Origin of the sequence: Rickettsia sp. MEAM1 (Bemisia tabaci) (genome assembly GCF_002285905.1) — a bacterium.
Taxonomy (GTDB): Bacteria; Pseudomonadota; Alphaproteobacteria; order Rickettsiales; family Rickettsiaceae; genus Rickettsia.
This window is the reverse complement of record NZ_CP016305.1, coordinates 256,536-276,543: the sequence shown is the minus strand read 5'-3', so window position 1 is coordinate 276,543 and position 20,008 is coordinate 256,536. Positions and strand designations below refer to the sequence as shown.

Genomic DNA, 20,008 nt, shown 5'->3' with positions numbered 1-20,008 from the left:
ACATAAACTTAAACTCTTATCAACAATTTCAGAATCTATATTTAAACAATCAAGGCACCGTCAAGTTAAGGGAGGTATAAATTAAGTATTGAGCAATTACAGGGAATGATTTATAGAATAGCAGTAACAATTTATCCTAGATTTTACCGCTATGCATATTACTCAAGCCCCGAATAGACATCGTTTTCCAGCAAGCATTATTAGCCATACAGTATGGTTATATCATCGCTTTAATAATAGTTACCGAGATGTTCAAGAGCAGATGGCTTATCGAGGTATTATATTAAGTCATGAGACTGTAAGGTTTTGGTGTTATAAGTTTGTAGTTTATTTTCAAGATGTTATTAGTAAGAGAGAGCGAAAGCCAACTGATAAATGGCATTTGGATGAGATGAATATCAAGATCAAAGGTGAAGTATTCATATTATGGAGAGCTGTTGACTCTGAGGGACATGAATTAGAAGTATTACTGCAGAAGCGTCGTAACAAGAAATCAGCTATTCGCTTTTTATCAAGATTATTGGCACCGTCAAGTTAAGTAAATTAGTGTCACAAAGTACTATATTTTTAGATTTCAGACAGCAAGAAGTCTTTGAGTAGCTTCATCCCAAATGGATTTAGCGGACGCAAATGCAATTCTTTGCTCAGATGCTGTTTTAGTATATCTTCCAACATTTACAGCAAATATATTTCTGACTTTTCCCATCAGTGATAATGTACATTGTGCTGAATTAGGATGCTTAAATTTAATCAGTATCTTCTCTTTTCTCCTAGTTGGCTGATGGGCATTCTCAATCCGATTATTTAGTCTTTTATCGGTACGATGCTTAGTCCTAGGACACATATACCTAACTGGTTTAATGTAGCTTTTTAGCTTATCAGTCACAATAACCCTTGGACATGGATAATTACCCAATAATCTTGATAAAAAGCGAATAGCTGATTTCTTGTTACGACGCTTCTGCAGTAATACTTCTAATTCATGTCCCTCAGAGTCAACAGCTCTCCATAATATGAATACTTCACCTTTGATCTTGATATTCATCTCATCCAAATGCCATTTATCAGTTGGCTTTCGCTCTCTCTTACTAATAACATCTTGAAAATAAACTACAAACTTATAACACCAAAACCTTACAGTCTCATGACTTAATATAATACCTCGATAAGCCATCTGCTCTTGAACATCTCGGTAACTATTATTAAAGCGATGATATAACCATACTGTATGGCTAATAATGCTTGCTGGAAAACGATGTCTATTCGGGGCTTGAGTAATATGCATAGCGGTAAAATCTAGGATAAATTGTTACTGCTATTCTATAAATCATTCCCTGTAATTGCTCAATACTTAATTTATACCTCCCTTAACTTGACGGTGCCTGCAAGCCCTATAGAAGATAAAGCTGCTTTAACTCGTTCTTTTGACTCAGCAATAGTTTTATCAGCAAGCCCTACTATGGTAAAAGCAGGTATACCAGGCGATATTTGTACCTGCACATCAACATCGGTGATATCAATCCCGTTAAACGTAAGACTTGCTATATGAATTATCATGTTTTAACAGTACTACCTTTGATTGCAAAGGCATACTACAGAACAAACTTTGCTAAGTCAAGATTAGTTAGTATTTTTGATAATTGATTTTCTACAAATTTATCATCTATAGATATTTTTTCACCTTGCATTTCACTAGCTCTAAAGCTTATATCTTCAAGTAAATTCTCAAGTATAGTATGCAATCTTCTTGCTCCTATATCTTCGATTTCTAGATTAACTGTAGTAGCGTAATCTGCAATTTTCTCTATAGCGGAATTCGTAAATTCAAGTTCTACTTTCTCAGTACCTATTAAAGCCGAATATTGCTTTATTAAGCTAGTTTCAGGCTCAAGTAGTATCTTTATCATATCCTCTTTAGTTAATGAATTCAACTCTACTCTAATAGGTAGTCTTCCTTGCAATTCAGGTAATAAATCTGAGGGTTTTGCTATATGGAAAGCTCCTGAAGCAATAAATAATATGTGATCTGTTTTAACAGGACCATATTTTGTATTAACTGTTGTTCCCTCAATCAAAGGTAGTAAATCCCTCTGCACGCCCTCTCTACTTATTTCTGAATTCTTTGCTCCAGAATTAGCTACTGAGGCAATCTTATCAATCTCATCAATAAATACTATTCCATCATTTTCAACTAAATTAATTGCCTGTTGGATTATTTTTTCTTGATCAATTAATTTTTCAGACTCTTCTGATAAAATTATACTCATTGCTTCTTTAACTAACATTTTCTTTGTTTTAGTTTTAGTCGTTCCAAAAGCTCTTCCTATCATATCACCAAGATTAAGCACTCCCATAGATGCCCCAGGCATGCCAGGTATTTCAAAGCTACCTCCGCCTACAGGAGCTGTATCAGCTACACTAATTTCAATTTCCGTGTCATCAAGCTCACCGCTTAAGATTTTTTCTTGAAACTTTTCTCTTGTCTCACTACTTGAAGTCTTACCTACTAAACTATCTAGCACTCTCTCGATTGCTTTCTCACGTGCATTAATATCTACTTCCGTTTTAGCTATCGTTTTTTGAGTATTAACAGCTATTTCTACTAAATCACGAATTATTGATTCTACGTCACGCCCTACATAGCCAACCTCGGTGAATTTTGTTGCTTCTATTTTATAAAAAGGAGAATTAGTAAGTTTAGCAAGTCTTCTTGCAATTTCTGTTTTACCAACTCCCGTTGAACCTATCATTAAGATATTTTTTGGTACTATTTCATTACGTAAGTTTCCCTCTACTCTTTTACGACGACCACGATTTCTAAGAGCAATAGCAACGGCTTTTTTAGCCTTTTCTTGACCTACGATAAATCTGTTAAGCTCGTTAACTATTTGAGAAGGTGTAAGCCACATAGGGTCTTTTTTATTAGTATTAGTAGTTTTAGTAGATTTCATACAACTTTTTCCGTTATAATATTATGATTAGAAAATACACAAAGATCTGCTGCTATATTCATAGATTTTAAAGCAATTTCTTCAGCAGTTAGAGGATTATCGTAAGACATTAAAGCACGTGCTGCGGATAAGGCGAATAGACCACCTGAGCCTATTGCTGCAACATTATTCTCTGGCTCAACAACATCACCGTTACCAGTTAAAATTAGTATATGATTGCGGTCGGCAACAATCATCATTGCTTCTAAACGACGTAAATATTTGTCGCTACGCCAGTCTTTGGCAAGTTCAACTGCACTTCTAAGCAAATTATGCTTATGTTGCTCTATTTTTACTTCTAACTTTTCAAATAAAGCAAGCCCGTCAGCAGTAGAGCCAGCAAAACCTGCAATAATTTTATTATTTGCTATAGTTCGTAATTTTCGAGCAGTAGATTTTAATACTGTATTGCCATGTGAAACTTGTCCATCTGCTGCTATAATTATTTCTTCGTTCTTTTTTAAACAAAGTATTGTAGTGCCATGTAATGCTAAATTATCTGACATAATGTAAAATTTATTGATATTAATTTGCTGATTAAGTAATATATTCATTATTTATAATAATTAAATAATGTTAATTATTCCTTGAGTAATCTAGTTATAATTAATCATTTTCCTGTGAATTTTCAAGGTTTAAATAATGAATATATACGCAATATACATTAACCCTACACAAAAAAATAATAATTTTATTGTCGTTGAAGAAAGTTTTTCATGGACAGCAGTTCTTTTAAGTGTATTCTGGGCATTATACCATAAAATGTGGTTACCTGTTATCATAGCTGTAGCACTTAATATAGTAGCAATGGCAATTAATATATATGAGTTAACGCTTGCATTAAAGCTAATTATCATGTTAATATTCGGTTTTTTTGCTGCTGATATTAGAGAAAATCACTTAAAAAGAAATGATTATACCCTTAAAGATATAGTAGTTGCAGGTTCGCAAGTAGAGGCTGAATTAAAATTTTTGGAACGTAACAGTTATGTATAATAAAGAAAACATTTTTGCAAAAATTATCAATAAAAATTTACCAGCAGAAGTAATTTATGAAGATGAGCAGGTTTTAGCATTTAAAGATATAGCACCTGTTGCACCAGTACATATTATTGTTATACCTAAAAATGAATATATCGATTACGCCGATTTTATTTCTAAAGCTTCAGTAGAAGAAATAAAGCATTTTTTTGCTAAGGTTTCTGATATAGCAAATAAAGCAGGACTAGACAAAGACGGATATCGCTTAATCACCAATAAAGGCGAGAAGTCCGGACAAACTATTTTTCATTTCCATTTTCATATTATTGGTGGTGAAAAACTTATTGGATTAATTAAATAAAAATGACCAAGAAATATAATATTGCTGTTATCGGTGCTACTGGAAATGTCGGTCGTGAAACCTTAAATATTCTAGCAGAACGCAATTTTCCTATTAACAAAATTTATGCTGTTGCTTCAAATAATTCTATTGGAAAAAAAGTTAGCTTTGGCGAGCAAGTATTACAAATAAGTAGCTTAGATGATCTAGATTTTGAGGAAATAGATATTGCATTTTTTTCAGCAGGTTCGGAAGTATCAAAAAAGTATATACCAAGTGCTATTACTAAAAATTGTGTGGTTATTGATAAATCTTCTTTTTTTAGACTAAGTGAAGATATACCTTTAATTATACCTGAGGCTAATTTATCAACACTTAAAGACTTTGCTACTAAAAATATTATATCGAATCCTAACTGCATTGCGATTCCTCTTGCAGTTGTACTTAAACCGCTAGATAATGAAATAAGTATAAAAAGAGTTGTAATATCTACTTATCAATCAGTATCTGGAGCAGGTAAAGCAGGAATGGATGAACTTTATGATCAAACAAAATCTAAGTATATCTTTGAAGAAAAAAGCCCCAACATATTTCCAAAACAAATTGCATTCAATTTATTTCCTTACATAGGCGATTTAAATAAAGATGGTTATACAAGCGAAGAGTTAAAAATTGCTTTAGAACTACAGAAAATTATTGGTGATCATCTTAAAGTTAGCGTAACTTCTGTACGAGTACCTGTATTTGTTGGTCATTCTATATCCGTTAATATAGAATTTAGTAGTAAAGTGGATGCTAAAGAAGTTGAGGAAATACTAGAAGATGCTGACGGGGTTGTTACGATTTCACAAACTAAAGATTTAGCATATATCTCAGCTACTGAAGTAGTAGGCGAAGACGCTGTATATGTCTCACGCATTAGGGATGATGCAAGTAAAGAGAACGCCATAAATTTATGGATTACATGCGATAATTTACGTAAAGGAGCTGCTTTAAATAGCGTTCAAATTGCTGAAGAATTAATTAAAACTTATTTATAAAATAATTAATATGGATAATAAAAACACTGCCTTAAATAAAAAAAATCCTTTGATGATCGCACTTGGAGAGTGCCGAACAGCTTTTTGGATAGTTTTTTGGTTTGCCTTTGTAATTAATTTATTAATGTTAATCACTCCCCTTTATTCACTACAAGTTTTAGATAGGGTGCTTGGTAGTGGTAATTTATACACATTGTTATATTTATCGATAATAATTGCTTATATTTATTTTGTTTACGGGTTACTGCAAATTGCTCGTTCTTTTACTCTTATAAAAGTGGGAGAATGGCTTGATAGAACAGTGGCACCGGTTATTTTTGCCTCTTCGATTTCAGCGGCAGCAACACGTGTAAATATGGGTTCTAGCCAGCTATTACGTGATTTTCAATCTGTTAAAACATTCCTAACAAGTACCGGAATTAATACCTTATTCGATGCACCTTGGAGTATCATATATATTGCTGTTATTTTCTCAATACATCCTTATATCGGTTTTATTACAATTTTCGGTGCTATACTCATTGTTTCAACAGCTTTCTTTAATGCAGCTGCTACTAACAAAACCTTAGGTGAAGCTACAGAATTCTCGATTAAAGGTATGACGCAAGCCGATATTGCTAATAGAAATGCCGAAGTAGTCGAAGCAATGGGGATGATGAAAAATGTTACAAAAAACTGGCATAAATTTAACTTAGCAGCACTTGATAAACAATCAACCGCTAGCTATCGTAATGGCGTCATTTCTAACTTTTCAAGGTTTATCCGTAACATAATGCAAATGGCAGTTACTGGCGTTGGTGCTTATCTTGTTGTAGAAACTCATGGAGCATCAATGACACCTGGTAATATGATTATGAGCTCTATTATAGTTGGTAGAGCACTTGCTCCTTTTGATAACGCTATTGAGTTATGGAAAAGCATGAGTGGAGCTATTAAATCATTCAAAAATATCAATAATTTATTTAATACTTATGCTTCTCGTGATGAAGCAATGCCAATTCCAAACGTCGAAGGACATTTAAATGTAGAAAATATTTATTATGCTCACCCTATTCCAAAACATATGCCGCAACCACCCACACCAAAATATATTTTAAAAGGCGTTAGTTTTGAGGTGCAACCAGGTGAAATTTTAGCAATTATCGGACCATCAGCAACCGGAAAATCAACTTTAGCCAAAATCATAGTTGGGGTATGGAGAGAATCCTCAGGCTCAGTACGTTTAGATGAAGCTGAAATTTATCGTTGGAATAGAGAAGATTTTGGCAGACATGTAGGATACTTGCCTCAAGGAATAGAGCTTTTCAGTGGTAGCATCAAGCAAAATATTGCTAGAATGGAAGAAAATGCTAACCCACAAAAAGTTATCGAAGCAGCTAAGCTAGCTGGTGCTCATGAAATGATATTAAGATTTCCTGACGGTTATGATTCAGATATAGGTCCTGCTGGCTCTAATTTATCAGGCGGGCAAAGACAACGTATAGGGCTTGCTAGAGCATTTTATGGTGATCCAAAACTAGTAATTTTAGATGAACCTAATGCTAATTTAGATGAAGCTGGTGAAGTAGCACTTGCGAGTGCTTTAAAGCAAGCAAAACTAAAAGGAATATCAGTCGTTGTAATTTCACATAGACCTTCTGTATTATCAGTTGTTGATAAGATATTAATATTACAGGATGGTGCTGTTGCAGTTCATGGAACGCTGGATGAAATTCAAAACCACTTTAAAACTTTAAAAGGCGGCACAATTCATATTAATAACAAATAGTGCAAAATCGTCATTGCAAGGAAAAATGTAAGTTTTGTACATACGCAATCTCAGGAGTTTATCTTAATGAGGTTGCCACGTGTTGCTACGCTCCTCACAATGACAAAAAATAATAATGAATGATTGAATATTATGCAGGACTTAAAAAACAATAAACCTCAAATTACGCCGGAACAGTTAAAGCAATTACTGTCCTTGAGAGAAAATTCACTAAGCCTTAAAGGTCAAAGCTCTAAACGTAAAGCTTTAATAAATAGCACATTAAAAAAGACTTCACAAGTAATAGAATTTTTACTGCTTAAACTTGATAGATTTGTTAATTTTACTACTAAAAAAACTGATAAAGATCGTAATAATGTCGCACAAGCTGCAAGATCACCTATACTTTTTGGTATTTATGTTATTATTTTCTTAGTATTAATCGGTGGTGTTTGGATGGCTGTTGCACCGCTTGATAGTGGGGCTGTAGCAGTTGGAATATTAATGCCAAGCACTAATAAAAAGACAATCCAGCACAATGAAGGTGGAATAATCAAAGCTATTTATGTGAAACAAGGTGATAAAGTTAAAGCAGGTGATAAGCTAATAGAACTTGAAGAAACACGAATAAAAAGCGAGCATGAGAGCACTTTAGGTCAATATCGTACTGCTCTGGCTACTGAAAATCGTTTAATTGCTGAGCGTGATAATCTAGAGCAAATCGAATTTTCTGATTTTTTAATGCAAGATATTAATTTACCGGAAGTCGCTAAGATAATACACACTCAAGAAAATTTATTTAGATCAAAAAAAGAAGTATATAATTCAGAAAAAGATGCTTTACAGCAACGTATTTCTCAGCTTGAAAAGAAGATTGAAGGCTTGGAGGCACGAAAAGTAGCTGCAACTAAAACAGCCGAAGTTTACCAAGAACGTTTAAAGGCTTTAAGAACTCTACAAAATAAAGGCTTTGTGCAAAAAAAGGACTTGTTAGAACAAGAAGCAAGAGTTGCTAGTGCAAAAAGTGACGTTGCAACGACTGATACGGAAATAGCAGGAACACACCACGCTATTACTGAATCTCAAATTAGCATTATAAACCTACAAAACAAATATACTGAAAAGACTTTAACAGAGCTTCGTGATGCACAAGTACAAACAGCTTCTCTTAAAGAAAAATATAACTCTTTAACTGATTCACTTAATCGAATAGTAATAAAATCACCTGTGGATGGTATAATTAATAATCTAAAATATCATACAATTGGTGGTTATATAGGTACCGGACAACCTATTATGGAGATTTCACCTACTAACGATCCACTAATTATAGAAGCAAAGGTATCACAAAAAAATATAGATTCAGTGCATGAAGGACTAGTTGCAAAAATACGTTTTAGTGCTTTTAAATCACGTACTACTCCAACATTTACCAGTAAAGTAGTCAGCGTATCACCGGATATTGTTCAAGATGAAAGACAGCATCCGCAGCAGCAAGATAATTACTATATTGCTAGGGTAGAGATTGATATGGATGAATTTAACAGAATTGCCAAAATAAAAAATCTAGAATTACATCCTGGTATGCAAGCCGAAGTACAGATCGTTACTGGAACTAGAACATTGCTTAGATATCTCCTTGATCCTGTAATCGATACAGCATTTAAGGCATTCAGAGAGAAGTAGTTTTCTGACTGTGTTATGACGACTAATATGTCATTCCTGCCATTGCTGGGAATGACATTAAAAACACCTTTGTACTGGAATAGCTTATATATCTGATAAACGAGTATCACATGAACAAATGGCACCGTCAAGTTAAGGGAGGTATAAATTAAGTATTGAGCAATTACAGGGAATGATTTATAGAATAGCAGTAACAATTTATCCTAGATTTTACCGCTATGCATATTACTCAAGCCCCGAATAGACATCGTTTTCCAGCAAGCATTATTAGCCATACAGTATGGTTATATCATCGCTTTAATAATAGTTACCGAGATGTTCAAGAGCAGATGGCTTATCGAGGTATTATATTAAGTCATGAGACTGTAAGGTTTTGGTGTTATAAGTTTGTAGTTTATTTTCAAGATGTTATTAGTAAGAGAGAGCGAAAGCCAACTGATAAATGGCATTTGGATGAGATGAATATCAAGATCAAAGGTGAAGTATTCATATTATGGAGAGCTGTTGACTCTGAGGGACATGAATTAGAAGTATTACTGCAGAAGCGTCGTAACAAGAAATCAGCTATTCGCTTTTTATCAAGATTATTGGGTAATTATCCATGTCCAAGGGTTATTGTGACTGATAAGCTAAAAAGCTACATTAAACCAGTTAGGTATATGTGTCCTAGGACTAAGCATCGTACCGATAAAAGACTAAATAATCGGATTGAGAATGCCCATCAGCCAACTAGGAGAAAAGAGAAGATACTGATTAAATTTAAGCATCCTAATTCAGCACAATGTACATTATCACTGATGGGAAAAGTCAGAAATATATTTGCTGTAAATGTTGGAAGATATACTAAAACAGCATCTGAGCAAAGAATTGCATTTGCGTCCGCTAAATCCATTTGGGATGAAGCTACTCAAAGACTTCTTGCTGTCTGAAATCTAAAAATATAGTACTTTGTGACACTAATTTACTTAACTTGACGGTGCCATTGAATATTATAGTATTTTACAGAAGTAACGTAAGCAAAAAATACAATTTAAATTGCTAAGGTTGTATCCTAAAATTAGGATTACTAAATAAGTATAGATATCATCATTGCGAGGAGCATAGCGACGAAGCAATCTCAGGACACTTTCATGAGATTGCCACGCTCCTTTTAGTCGCTCGCAATGACGGCAATGACGTTTTATTCACTCCCCTCTTCTGCCACTTCTTCTTCAAACTCACCCTCTTCTTCATTATTATCAGAACTTTCGGCAATTAGAGAAGCAGACACGACTTTTTCCCCATCATCTAGCTTAAATAAAGTAACACCGCTAGTGTTACGCCCTGTAATACGTACTGTTTCGAGTTTACAACGGATTAATTTACCGCTATTGGTGATAAGCATTAGCTCATCATCCATTTTAACAGGCATAACGCCAACTACTAAACCGGTTTTGTCGTTAATATCCATATTGATTATACCGCTACCGCCACGGTCAGTAATCCTATAACCATAAGCCGAGCTTCTTTTACCAAAGCCGTTTTCAGTTACTGTTAAAATAAACTCTTCGGAATTTGCCATTTCTAAAATAGATTCGGCAGTCAAATCCACGCCTAATTCTTCAGAATTAAATTCTTCCCCTTTAGCGATCTCAAGTCTTTTCTCCCACGATACGGATAAATAAGCATCTCGCTCCTCACGTGTAGCTTTGATACCTCTCAAGACAGTCATAGAAATCACTGAATCGTCTTCGGCAAGTCTCATACCACGCACTCCGTCGGAAGTACGGCTCTTAATCACACGCAACGACTCAACAGGGAATCTTAGAGCTTTACTGGACTTAGTCGCTAATAAAATATGCTCATCTTCTTTACAAGGCTTTACATCTATTAACTTGTCATCTTCATCAAGCCTAATTGCAATCTTACCGTTTGACTGAATCTTTTTAAAATCTAATAAATCGCTTCTTCTAATATTACCTTTAGCAGTTGCGAACATGATATTTAGATTATCCCACTCATCTTGATTTTCAGGCAGCGGCATAATATTGGTAATATGCTCATCACCTTTAAGCGGTAATATATTGACCATCGGTCTACCTTTCCCTTGCGGATTACTTAGCGGCAATTTATATAGTTTTAAGCTATAAACCTGCCCGATATTTGAGAAGAATAACATTGGAGTATGAGTGCTACCAACAAAAACTTGTGTAGTAATATCCTCATCACGCATTGAAAGCCCTGACCTACCCTTACCACCTCGTTTTTGAGCTCTATAACTACTTAGAGGCACACGCTTAATATAACCGCCAAGCGTTACAGTTACTACCATTTCTTCACGCTGGATTAAATCTTCGATATCCTGATCAAACTCACCAAATTCAATCGAGGTAAGACGAGGGGTTGCAAATTCTTCTTTAACTTTAATTAGCTCTTCTTTTAAAATTTCAAGTAACCGCTCACGTGAACCTAAAATATTTAAATACTCCGTAATCTCAGTGGCAAGGTTCTTTAAATCTTCCTCTAACTTATTCTTTTCCATGGCGGTTAAGCGTTGCAATCTCATCTCTAAAATTGCCTTTGCTTGAGCTTCGGTAAAGCTACATTTCCCCTCTTCATTCAACATTGCCTTATCATCAACTAACTTCACAAGCGGCAGAATATTTAATGCATCCCAGCTGCGGGCCATTAATTCTTGTTTAGCAGCATTCGGATCGCTTGCAGCTTTTATAATACGGATTATTTCGTCGATATTGCTAACAGCAATAGTTAGCCCAAGTAAAATGTGAGCTTTATCTCTTGCTTTATTAAGTAAATATATAGTGCGGTTAGTGATAACTACTTCCCTAAAGCTAACGAAAGCCGCTATTACTTCTTTTAAATTCATTACCTTAGGCAAGCCATCTTTTAGAGCAAGCATTATAACACCAAAGCTAGTTTGAAGCTGTGTACAAGCATATATTTGGTTTAAAACTACTTCAGCTACAATATCTTTCTTTAGCTCAATATAAATTCTTATGCCGTTTTTATTCGACTCATCACGTAAATCGCTTATACCCTCAATACGCTTTTCCTTGACCATTTCGGCAATCTTTTCAACAAGCCTTGCTTTATTTACCATGTAAGGTATTTCGGTAATAATAATTGCTTGACGTCCGTTACCTAAATTTTCAATCTCAGCTCGCCCTCTTATAGCGATGCTACCCCTACCTGTTAAATAGGCTGATTTAATACCATTAACACCTAGAATGATCCCGCTTGTAGGGAAGTCAGGACCTTTAACAACTTCTAAAAGGTCTAAAATTTCTATATCATTATTATCTACATATAAACAACAAGCATCGATAACCTCCCCAAGATTATGAGGTGGAATATTAGTTGCCATACCAACCGCAATACCACCACTTCCGTTTACTAGTAAGTTCGGGAACATAGAAGGCAGCACTGAAGGCTCTTCTTCAGAACCATCATAGTTTGGGTTAAAACTGACAGTTTCTTTATCGATATCCTCAATCAGTTTATGGGCTACTTTAGCCATACGTGATTCGGTATACCTCATTGCCGCCGCAGCGTCACCATCCAATGAGCCAAAATTACCCTGCCCATCAACAAGCGGTAGACGCAGCGAAAAATCTTGAGCCATACGCACTAACGAATCGTAAATAGCACTATCACCGTGCGGATGGTATTTACCCATCACGTCACCGACTATTCTAGCGGATTTTCTGTAAGCTCTGTTTGCATGGTTGCCAGCTTCATGCATTGAGTAGATGATACGGCGATGTACCGGCTTTAAGCCATCTCGAACATCTGGTATTGCCCTACTTACTATGACGCTCATAGCATAGTCAAGATAAGATACTTTCATCTCATCTTCAATATTTACCAGTACTAAATTAGAAGAATTATTATCAGTCACGATTATATAGCCTTGAATTTAATGATTATATTGATTATAGATGTATAATTCATTTCTTTCAAGGATACTCTCGTAATTTTCTTACACTAACGGAAAAATCGATCCATACATGGAAGTCTGTTTTCTAAAAGATGATATGGTAAAAGTTTCTCCTCTAGGAAACTAAAGGAGACACCATAACTACACTAATTTTATAATAAATTATCGATGGTTTTTATGGGAACTATGAGAACCATGACTACTGCCATGCCCCCTCCTTTATGACCCATGGTAGAAGCAGCCTTGCTTCGCTCTTCCGGAGAAGAATCCTTGCTATGCATTACTGCTGCTGCATGCGATAAATTATTATTGTGTTTTTCTTCATTTTTACTGTGATGATTGTTTTTATGAATGGTCATAATAACCTCCTTATGTTCAAAATATATTGAACACTATTAGTAAGTTAACGTAAGCTGATAAACAACCTACAGCCACAAGATACTCCTCTAAAAAAATATGTCAAGCGTTTTAATTTATTATTTTTTACAAAAATTATAGACTTTAATGTCCCCCTTCGGGGATCAAAAATCCCTCGCCTTTAGGCGAAGGGAAGATATAATGAAATTGCTTTAGCAATGAATTTATATCAAGAAATGAGAAGTTATAGAAAGAATAGTCATAGTCAGTATGATTTAAAAGTGCATCTTATATGGATACCAAAATATAGGAAGAGAATATTGATAGGCAAAGTATCGGAAAGGACTAGAGATTTACTGAGGCAGATTTGTATGGAACATGAAGTACATATAATTTCAGGGAAAATATCATGTGATCACGTACATATGTTTATCTCATATAAGCCGCAAATATCTCTTAGCAAGTTAGTGGTGAACCTGTGAATGATGATCGATTTCTAATCGATTCCACTTTATAACCCCTCAGCTTATAGCTGAGGGTTGTTTAGTTTTTATGATAAATTCTTAACTTAAAGTAACTTTAATTAAATATGATATTTATGCTGATGATAGATATTATTTGTGATAGTCATTCTGTCATCCCGTGGCTTGCTAACTAGATCCAAAAAATGGATCACGCTACAAGCTCGCGGGATGAGAACTGGAAAACTGATCTACGCAATAAAGCCGCAATGGAATGACAGTTGTTCTAGTGAATCCTACTACAAGTGAGCTAGATGACAGAAATAACGCTGTGATAATTAGTATTCTAAGGCTTCTTAGTCAATGCATGCTCTAAAACCTGATCAATATTTGAAACAGGGATAATTTCTAGACTACTTTTTATATTCGGTGGTATGTCTTTCAAATCTTTGACATTTTCTTCCGGAATTAATACTGTCTTAATCCCTCCCCTACTTGCTGCTAGCAGCTTTTCCTTAAGACCGCCAATCGGTAGAACATTCCCTCGTAAAGTTACCTCACCAGTCATAGCAACAGTGCGGCGTACCAGTATTTTAGTCATCAACGAAACAATGGTGGTAAACAAAGCACAACCAGCAGAAGGACCATCTTTTGGAATAGCACCAGCGGGAACGTGGATATGAACATCAAAATCTTTATAATCTTCATATTTTAAGCCGAAATCAGCCGCTCTACTTCTAAAGCAGCTATATGCAGCCATTGCTGATTCTTTCATTACATCACCGAGTTTTCCGGTAGTTTTGATTTCACCTTTTCCTGGGAATGATAAAGCCTCAATAGTTAAAAGCTCACCGCCTACCTCCGTATAAGCAAGCCCTGTAGTACTACCTATTTGATCCTTTTTTTCAGCAAGACCAAAATTATATTTTCTAGCACCTAAAAACTCTTCTAAATTATTGCTATCTACAGAAATATGCTTAATTTTTTTATCAGCTAGAATTTGCTTTAATGCCTTTCTGGTTAATGCTCCTATTTCACGCTCTAATGATCTTACGCCTGACTCTTTAGTGTAATATCTAATTAAATCTAAAATAGCATCATCGGAGATAGTAATTTCATCCTTTCTAATTTTATGCATTTTAAGCTGCTTAGGAACTAGATAATTCTTAGCAATTTGGATTTTTTCTTCTTCTACATAACCGGAAATATCGATAATTTCCATTCTATCGATTAAAGCTCTAGGTAAATTATAAGAGTTAGCAGTCGCAATAAATATTACATTTGATAAATCATATTCCACTTCTAGATAATGATCGACAAAATGGCTATTTTGTTCAGGATCTAACACCTCAAGCAATGCTGATGCAGGATCACCTCTAAAGTCCGAACCCATTTTATCTATTTCATCAAGTAACATAACAGGGTTACTTGTCTTAACTTTCTTAAGCTGAGTAAGGATTTTACCAGGCATTGAGCCAAGATAAGTTTTTCTATGCCCTCTAATTTCAGCCTCATCTCGAACACCGCCTAAGGCAAATTTGGTATATTTTCTACCCATCACCTCGGCAATAGATTTTATTAAAGATGTTTTACCAACGCCAGGAGGACCGATTAAGCATAATATAGGACCTCTGATTTTACTGGAACGCTGTAATACTGCTAAATATTCTATTATTCGCTCTTTAACTTTCTCTAAGCCAAAATGATCACGATTTAGGATTTTTTCAGCTTGGTTAATATCAATTTTACTATTATCATATTTACCCCAAGGCAGGCTAAGTAACGTCTCAAGATAATTACGTGTTACTCCGGATTCTGCTGACATCTGGTTCATAGTGCGAAGCTTTTTAAGTTCAGCTTCGGCTTTTTCTCTAGCTTCTTTCGATAGTTTTGCAGCTTTAATTTTTTTATCAAATTCAGCAAGATCTGATTTATCTTCATCAAGCTCTTTCTGAATTGCTTTCATCTGCTCGTGCAAATAATAATCACGCTGGGTTTTCTCTATTTGCTTTTTCACCCTTTGCTGCAAAGCTTGTTCGGTTTCTGAATTAACTATATTGGATGTAAGGATGTTAATAATTGTACTGATACGCTTAAAAGGACTTATCTCCTCAAGTAAGCGTTGTTTTTCTTCAAGCGAAGTAATCAGATGTGAAGCTAAAATATTTATAATATTTATAAAATTAGTAGTCTCACTTATTTCTTTATTTATAGTTTCAATAATTTCTGCATTGATTTTTTTATCACTACCTGCATATTTAGCAAATAACTGCACAGCATTATCAACTAATGACCGCATATTATTAGCATCGAATATTTCTTCATCAGGAATAATTTCATAATTTGCTTCGAATGCTTCATCACCTTTAATATTACTTATCTTTACTCTTGCTATCGCCTCTACTAAAATTTTTGCGGTAGTGTTAGGCAATTTTACTATTTGAATAACCTTAGCAAGTATGCCAACATCGTAAAGCTCGTTTTTATTTGGGTTTTCTTGATCGAATTTTTTCTGCAATGTTACTAAAATGTACTTGCTATTATCTTCTTCGGAAAGTGTAGTATTAGAAAGAGCATGCAGGGATTTTTGCCTACCTACAAATACAGGAGCAATTACACCAGGAAATACTACTATATCTCGCAGTGCCATTAATGGCAGTGATTTTTTATTCATCAATTAAAACCTTTGAAATTTGACGGTTATTAATTATATAATATAGTATTAAGACTATTTCAAGCTACCATTATTATTTATGAATTTATTACTTCAAAATCCTAAAAATGTAGCAACTGCACATAACAGGATTAAACAATATCTGCATTTAACTCCTATGGTTCATTCTGAAAGCTTAAACGAGATGCTTGGACATGAAGTTTTTTTTAAGGTTGAATCACTGCAAAAAACTGGGGCATTTAAAGTAAGAGGCGTATTAAATCATTTATTAGAATTAAAAGAACAGAGAAAGCTACCCGAAAAAATAGTTGGTTATAGCACAGGTAATCATGGAATCGGACTTGCTTATGCCAGTAAGATACTTGGTATTAAAGCAAGAATTTATTTGCCGTTAAATACTTCTCGTGTAAAACAGCAAGCAGTAATTCATTATGGCGGGGAAGTTATATATACCGATACTCGGCAAGAAGCGGAAGAAAAAGCAAAACTAGACGAAATGCAAGGCTTTTACTATATGCACCCATCCGATAGCGATTCTACGATAGCGGGCGCTGGTACGTTATGCTATGAGGCTTTACAACAATTAGGGTTTAGCCCTGATGCTATTTTTGCCTCTTGCGGCGGTGGCGGACTGATCTCAGGCTCTTACCTTGCCAAAGAATTAATATCACCAACTAGTTTATTGATAGGCTCAGAACCGCTATCGGCTAATGATGCTTATTTATCAGTTAAGAATAATGATATATTTAGGTTTAAGGATTCACCTAGTACCATTGCAGACGGTCTTAAAACTCTTAGTGTTTCAACACGTACATTTGAATATTTAAAAAAACTTGATCATTTTTATTTAGCTGAAGAATATGAAATATATTATTGGACGGCTTGGCTTACCCATTTGCTGAAAGTAATATGCGAGCCATCAAGTAGTATAAATATGATTTCGGTAGTAAATTGGCTAAAAACACAGACAACTCCTAAAAAGCTACTTGTGCTAATATCCGGCGGTAATATCGACCCTATCCTTTATAACGAGTTGTGGAAAGAAGAGTATTTAACCATGTCACCTAACATATCTGCTTAAAAATTTATTCATACAGTTTTTCCGGAAAACCAAAACAAGTAAGAAAGCAAAAATGTTAGAAATTTCATATAAAAATGCGAAAATCCATCCTAACATCATAGCCTCACTTTTATCTACGGAATTATCCATATCTAGTAGATATTTTTTAAATTCAGCTGAATCTTTGAACTGCATAAGATCAATTTGAAACATTGAATCAAATTGGTTAGGATTTTTTTAGCATTTTCTAATTGCTTATCCTGTTCTAACAAAACAAATTCTTCATATCGCTTATATGCATCATTTTCTGCACTTCCTCCGCCAATAGACATAACAAAAAATGTTAAAAATGTGACCGCATGACACAAAATTATTAGATATTTATTTTTAATAAAATGTCTTATTGTTAATATGATTAAAAATGTATAGATTGATATTAAAAATAACTCATAATTCGATTGTAAGAAATTGAACATAAATATGCTTTTTTGATTTCGCAACTTTAAAATATAATTTTCATCTTTTACAAGCAATAAATTTTAATTAATTATTATTCTATCATGAATTTCGATTATACTCGTTTACAAGGCAATAATTTATCCTTAGCTTGGCTTAAGCTTGGTATTACATCTTTAGCGTTTGCGGGTTTATACTCGGTTGTTTTGGTGGTGCTTCGAACGCCGCAGCTAGCTAGTTTTTTCCCTAATCCTCATATTTTCAAATCTGCATTAATTATTCATGTTGATTTATCGGTATTGATTTGGTTACTGTCTATTACAGCAAGTATTTGGTCTTTGTCATTCTCGCAACCCTCTATGTCATTCCCGCGAAAGCGGGAATCCAGTATATTTTTTCTAGATTCCCGCTTTCGCGGGAATGACATAATGCATAAATTAGCTTTCTTTGCTACCATACTTATAGCCATTTCCCCTATAGCTGGACATAATCCGATCATGAATAATTATATACCGATGCTTGAAAATATAATATTCGTCTTAGGTCTTAGCTTATTCGGTATTACTTTGCTATTATACGCTATAAACATTCTATATTTTTTCAACTGGGCAAACTGGAGTAATTTAGTTAACTTCACTATTTTATCGACTATAATAATGTATATCTTGAGTTGGGTTTGTTTTTGGTGTTCTTATAGTGATTTACAAAATGTTATACAAATTATTCCTATCGAAATAGAATTTTATTATGAGCTACTTTTTTGGAGTGGCGGTCATTTATTGCAATTTATTTATACTCAAATAGCAATGTTTATTTGGATTATGTTATTTGAAAAGCTAATAGGCAAAGAATCAAAATTCCAAAAATTCTATCTATTCTTGCTATATTTAAATTTTGTTTTCAGCACTCTTATTATTTGGGGGCATATCTCTTACGATATTATCGATGGTAACTTTAAAGAATTTTATACCAACCATATGAAATATTTAGGCGGAATAGCACCCGGATTATGTATTGGAGGAATAGGGTTTGAGTGGGTATGTCACTGTAGCGTCATTGCGAGCGACTATAAGGAGCGTGGCAATCTCAGGATGTCTGCTGAGATTGCTTCGTCAATTGCTATGCAATTTCCTCGCAATGACAATATAATCAAATCCACCCTCCTCTGTTCCATTACTTTATTCCTACTTGGAGGATTAATTGCCATAAATATATCAGGCATAAATGTAGTGATCCCTGCTCATTATCATGGCTCTATTGTAGGAATAAGTATTGCGTGCATGGGATATTGTTATCAATCTGTCATACCGCGACTTGATCGCGGTATCTTAGAACATAATCTGCGGTACAAGATCCCGCGGTCAAGCCGCAGGATGACAATAACAACCACACTCTACCTCCTCACTTTTGGGCAAATCCTGCATATACTCGGGCTTGCTTTTGCCGGTGGTTATGGCGTTATGCGTAAAGACCCAAATACTGTAATGCCGTTATCTGCTAAGCTATTAATGGGTATGATGGGCGGCGGCGGACTTATTGCTATAGTAGGTGGCTTGATGTTTGTGTTTATTTGTGGTAAAACAATCTTTTTGAAAAATAAACAAAATTATGACGATTAAAAAACCGACAAAAGAAGAAGCAAAAGAGGCAGTAAGAACATTACTAAGATTTATCGGTGAGGATCCTAATCGTGAGGGATTATTTAAAACTCCGGATAGAGTAATCAAAAGTTATGAAGAAATATTTTCAGGATATGGTAAAAATATTGAGGAAATATTAGAAACAAAATTTAGTGATACCGGTAATTTTCAAGATTTTATCTCATTAGAGGGCATAAAATTTACCTCTTTTTGTGAACATCATATGTTACCTTTTAGCGGTACAGTACATATAGCTTATATTCCAGATAATTGCATTGTCGGCATAAGTAAGCTTGCTAGAATAGTAAATACTTTTGCTAAGAGATTGCAAATTCAAGAAAAAATGACAGTACAAATAGCTGAAAGCGTACAGGAAAATTTAAAGCCACTTGGTGTTGCAGTTAAAATATCAGCTTTGCATAGCTGTATGTCAATGCGTGGTGTAATGCAAGATAACAGCATCATGAACACTATGAATTATACTGGTATATTTGCCGAACAGCAAAAATATCGCCATGAATTTTTAAATCTCACATCGAAGAAGTAACTTACGATTGTCATACTATGTGTTATATGTCATTCCCGCAAAAGCGGGAATCCAGAAAAAATAGATATAAAAGTAACAAGTTTTTTAAAATT

17 protein-coding genes and 1 pseudogene are annotated in these 20,008 nt (G+C 34.5%); 11 read left to right on the top strand and 7 right to left on the bottom strand.

Features of this window, described 5'->3' with window-relative positions; all coding sequences use genetic code 11:
• Nucleotides 1-151: 151 nt before the first annotated feature.
• Nucleotides 152-538, top strand: coding sequence for an IS6 family transposase (locus tag BA173_RS01390; protein ID WP_095568252.1), 387 nt, complete (start codon nt 152-154; stop codon nt 536-538).
• A gap of 36 nt (nt 539-574) precedes the next feature.
• Here the strand turns inward: BA173_RS01390 and BA173_RS01385 are convergent, their stop codons facing one another.
• The 4 genes and pseudogenes from BA173_RS01385 to hslV all read right to left on the bottom strand — a co-directional run bounded on the left by BA173_RS01385 (nt 575) and on the right by hslV (nt 3,496).
• Nucleotides 575-1,285, bottom strand: coding sequence for an IS6 family transposase (locus BA173_RS01385; protein WP_095568243.1), 711 nt, complete (start codon nt 1,283-1,285; stop codon nt 575-577).
• 98 nt (nt 1,286-1,383) lie between these two features.
• Nucleotides 1,384-1,557, bottom strand: a pseudogene (locus tag BA173_RS01380) (magnesium chelatase domain-containing protein); the annotation flags it as partial.
• A 35-nt stretch (nt 1,558-1,592) separates the two neighbouring features.
• Nucleotides 1,593-2,951 (bottom strand): ATP-dependent protease ATPase subunit HslU, encoded by a 1,359-nt coding sequence (gene hslU / locus BA173_RS01375; protein WP_016948010.1) that lies wholly within the window; start codon nt 2,949-2,951, stop codon nt 1,593-1,595.
• Nucleotides 2,948-3,496, bottom strand: a complete 549-nt coding sequence (hslV, locus tag BA173_RS01370; protein ID WP_011477485.1) for an ATP-dependent protease subunit HslV — start codon at nt 3,494-3,496, stop codon at nt 2,948-2,950. Before hslV ends, hslU begins: the two co-directional genes overlap by 4 nt.
• Before the next feature lie 136 nt (nt 3,497-3,632).
• Between hslV and BA173_RS01365 the strand changes: the two genes are divergently transcribed.
• The 6 genes from BA173_RS01365 (at nt 3,633) to BA173_RS01340 (ending at nt 9,713) form a co-directional block, all read left to right on the top strand.
• Entirely contained in the window at nt 3,633-3,986 is a 354-nt protein-coding gene (locus tag BA173_RS01365) for a DUF2628 domain-containing protein (RefSeq protein WP_016948008.1), read from the top strand.
• Complete coding sequence (locus BA173_RS01360; protein ID WP_016948007.1) at nt 3,979-4,332, top strand: HIT domain-containing protein; 354 nt, start codon at nt 3,979-3,981, stop codon at nt 4,330-4,332. Before BA173_RS01365 ends, BA173_RS01360 begins: the two co-directional genes overlap by 8 nt.
• Before the next feature lie 2 nt (nt 4,333-4,334).
• Nucleotides 4,335-5,351, top strand: coding sequence for an aspartate-semialdehyde dehydrogenase (asd, locus tag BA173_RS01355; protein WP_016948006.1), 1,017 nt, complete (start codon nt 4,335-4,337; stop codon nt 5,349-5,351).
• A 10-nt stretch (nt 5,352-5,361) separates the two neighbouring features.
• Entirely contained in the window at nt 5,362-7,119 is a 1,758-nt protein-coding gene (locus BA173_RS01350; RefSeq protein ID WP_016948005.1) for a type I secretion system permease/ATPase, read from the top strand.
• A gap of 132 nt (nt 7,120-7,251) precedes the next feature.
• Nucleotides 7,252-8,784, top strand: a complete 1,533-nt coding sequence (locus BA173_RS01345) for an HlyD family type I secretion periplasmic adaptor subunit (RefSeq protein WP_068041741.1) — start codon at nt 7,252-7,254, stop codon at nt 8,782-8,784.
• A gap of 218 nt (nt 8,785-9,002) precedes the next feature.
• Entirely contained in the window at nt 9,003-9,713 is a 711-nt protein-coding gene (locus BA173_RS01340) for an IS6 family transposase (RefSeq protein ID WP_095568243.1), read from the top strand.
• 251 nt (nt 9,714-9,964) lie between these two features.
• On the opposite strand, the gene gyrA is transcribed toward BA173_RS01340, so the two are convergent.
• Nucleotides 9,965-12,682 (bottom strand): DNA topoisomerase (ATP-hydrolyzing) subunit A, encoded by a 2,718-nt coding sequence (gyrA, locus tag BA173_RS01335; protein ID WP_016948004.1) that lies wholly within the window; start codon nt 12,680-12,682, stop codon nt 9,965-9,967.
• Between the two features lie 191 nt (nt 12,683-12,873).
• A complete protein-coding gene (locus BA173_RS01330; RefSeq protein WP_016948003.1) occupies nt 12,874-13,080 on the bottom strand; it encodes a hypothetical protein in 207 nt (68 codons plus the stop codon).
• A gap of 234 nt (nt 13,081-13,314) precedes the next feature.
• Between BA173_RS01330 and tnpA the strand changes: the two genes are divergently transcribed.
• Nucleotides 13,315-13,560, top strand: a complete 246-nt coding sequence (tnpA, locus tag BA173_RS01325) for an IS200/IS605 family transposase (RefSeq protein WP_232505910.1) — start codon at nt 13,315-13,317, stop codon at nt 13,558-13,560.
• 325 nt (nt 13,561-13,885) lie between these two features.
• Here the strand turns inward: tnpA and lon are convergent, their stop codons facing one another.
• Nucleotides 13,886-16,213, bottom strand: coding sequence for an endopeptidase La (gene lon, locus BA173_RS01320; RefSeq protein WP_068041631.1), 2,328 nt, complete (start codon nt 16,211-16,213; stop codon nt 13,886-13,888).
• A gap of 79 nt (nt 16,214-16,292) precedes the next feature.
• Here lon and BA173_RS01315 point away from each other — a divergent pair, with 79 nt between their 5' ends.
• The 3 genes from BA173_RS01315 to folE all read left to right on the top strand — a co-directional run bounded on the left by BA173_RS01315 (nt 16,293) and on the right by folE (nt 19,916).
• Entirely contained in the window at nt 16,293-17,294 is a 1,002-nt protein-coding gene (locus BA173_RS01315; protein WP_016948001.1) for a serine/threonine dehydratase, read from the top strand.
• A 539-nt stretch (nt 17,295-17,833) separates the two neighbouring features.
• Nucleotides 17,834-19,348, top strand: a complete 1,515-nt coding sequence (locus tag BA173_RS01305; RefSeq protein ID WP_016947999.1) for a cbb3-type cytochrome c oxidase subunit I — start codon at nt 17,834-17,836, stop codon at nt 19,346-19,348.
• Nucleotides 19,338-19,916 carry a GTP cyclohydrolase I FolE gene (gene folE / locus BA173_RS01300; RefSeq protein ID WP_016947998.1) on the top strand — a complete coding sequence of 193 codons (579 nt, stop codon included), beginning with the start codon at nt 19,338-19,340 and terminating at the stop codon, nt 19,914-19,916. The genes BA173_RS01305 and folE overlap by 11 nt, the downstream gene beginning before the upstream one ends.
• Nucleotides 19,917-20,008: the final 92 nt, after the last annotated feature.

Bases quoted from the DNA above. Each gene is read 5' to 3' on its own strand.
- BA173_RS01365 (WP_016948008.1), top strand. From the start codon at position 3,633: ATGAATATATACGCAATATACATTAACCCTACACAAAAAAATAATAAT.
- BA173_RS01340 (WP_095568243.1), top strand. From the start codon at position 9,003: ATGCATATTACTCAAGCCCCGAATAGACATCGTTTTCCAGCAAGCATT.
- BA173_RS01385 (WP_095568243.1), bottom strand. From the start codon at position 1,285: ATGCATATTACTCAAGCCCCGAATAGACATCGTTTTCCAGCAAGCATT.
- BA173_RS01345 (WP_068041741.1), top strand. From the start codon at position 7,252: ATGCAGGACTTAAAAAACAATAAACCTCAAATTACGCCGGAACAGTTA.
- folE (WP_016947998.1), top strand. From the start codon at position 19,338: ATGACGATTAAAAAACCGACAAAAGAAGAAGCAAAAGAGGCAGTAAGA.
- hslU (WP_016948010.1), bottom strand. From the start codon at position 2,951: ATGAAATCTACTAAAACTACTAATACTAATAAAAAAGACCCTATGTGG.
- asd (WP_016948006.1), top strand. From the start codon at position 4,335: ATGACCAAGAAATATAATATTGCTGTTATCGGTGCTACTGGAAATGTC.
- BA173_RS01350 (WP_016948005.1), top strand. From the start codon at position 5,362: ATGGATAATAAAAACACTGCCTTAAATAAAAAAAATCCTTTGATGATC.
- BA173_RS01315 (WP_016948001.1), top strand. From the start codon at position 16,293: ATGAATTTATTACTTCAAAATCCTAAAAATGTAGCAACTGCACATAAC.
- tnpA (WP_232505910.1), top strand. From the start codon at position 13,315: ATGAGAAGTTATAGAAAGAATAGTCATAGTCAGTATGATTTAAAAGTG.
- BA173_RS01305 (WP_016947999.1), top strand. From the start codon at position 17,834: ATGAATTTCGATTATACTCGTTTACAAGGCAATAATTTATCCTTAGCT.
- BA173_RS01390 (WP_095568252.1), top strand. From the start codon at position 152: ATGCATATTACTCAAGCCCCGAATAGACATCGTTTTCCAGCAAGCATT.
- lon (WP_068041631.1), bottom strand. From the start codon at position 16,213: ATGAATAAAAAATCACTGCCATTAATGGCACTGCGAGATATAGTAGTA.
- BA173_RS01330 (WP_016948003.1), bottom strand. From the start codon at position 13,080: ATGACCATTCATAAAAACAATCATCACAGTAAAAATGAAGAAAAACAC.
- BA173_RS01360 (WP_016948007.1), top strand. From the start codon at position 3,979: ATGTATAATAAAGAAAACATTTTTGCAAAAATTATCAATAAAAATTTA.
- hslV (WP_011477485.1), bottom strand. From the start codon at position 3,496: ATGTCAGATAATTTAGCATTACATGGCACTACAATACTTTGTTTAAAA.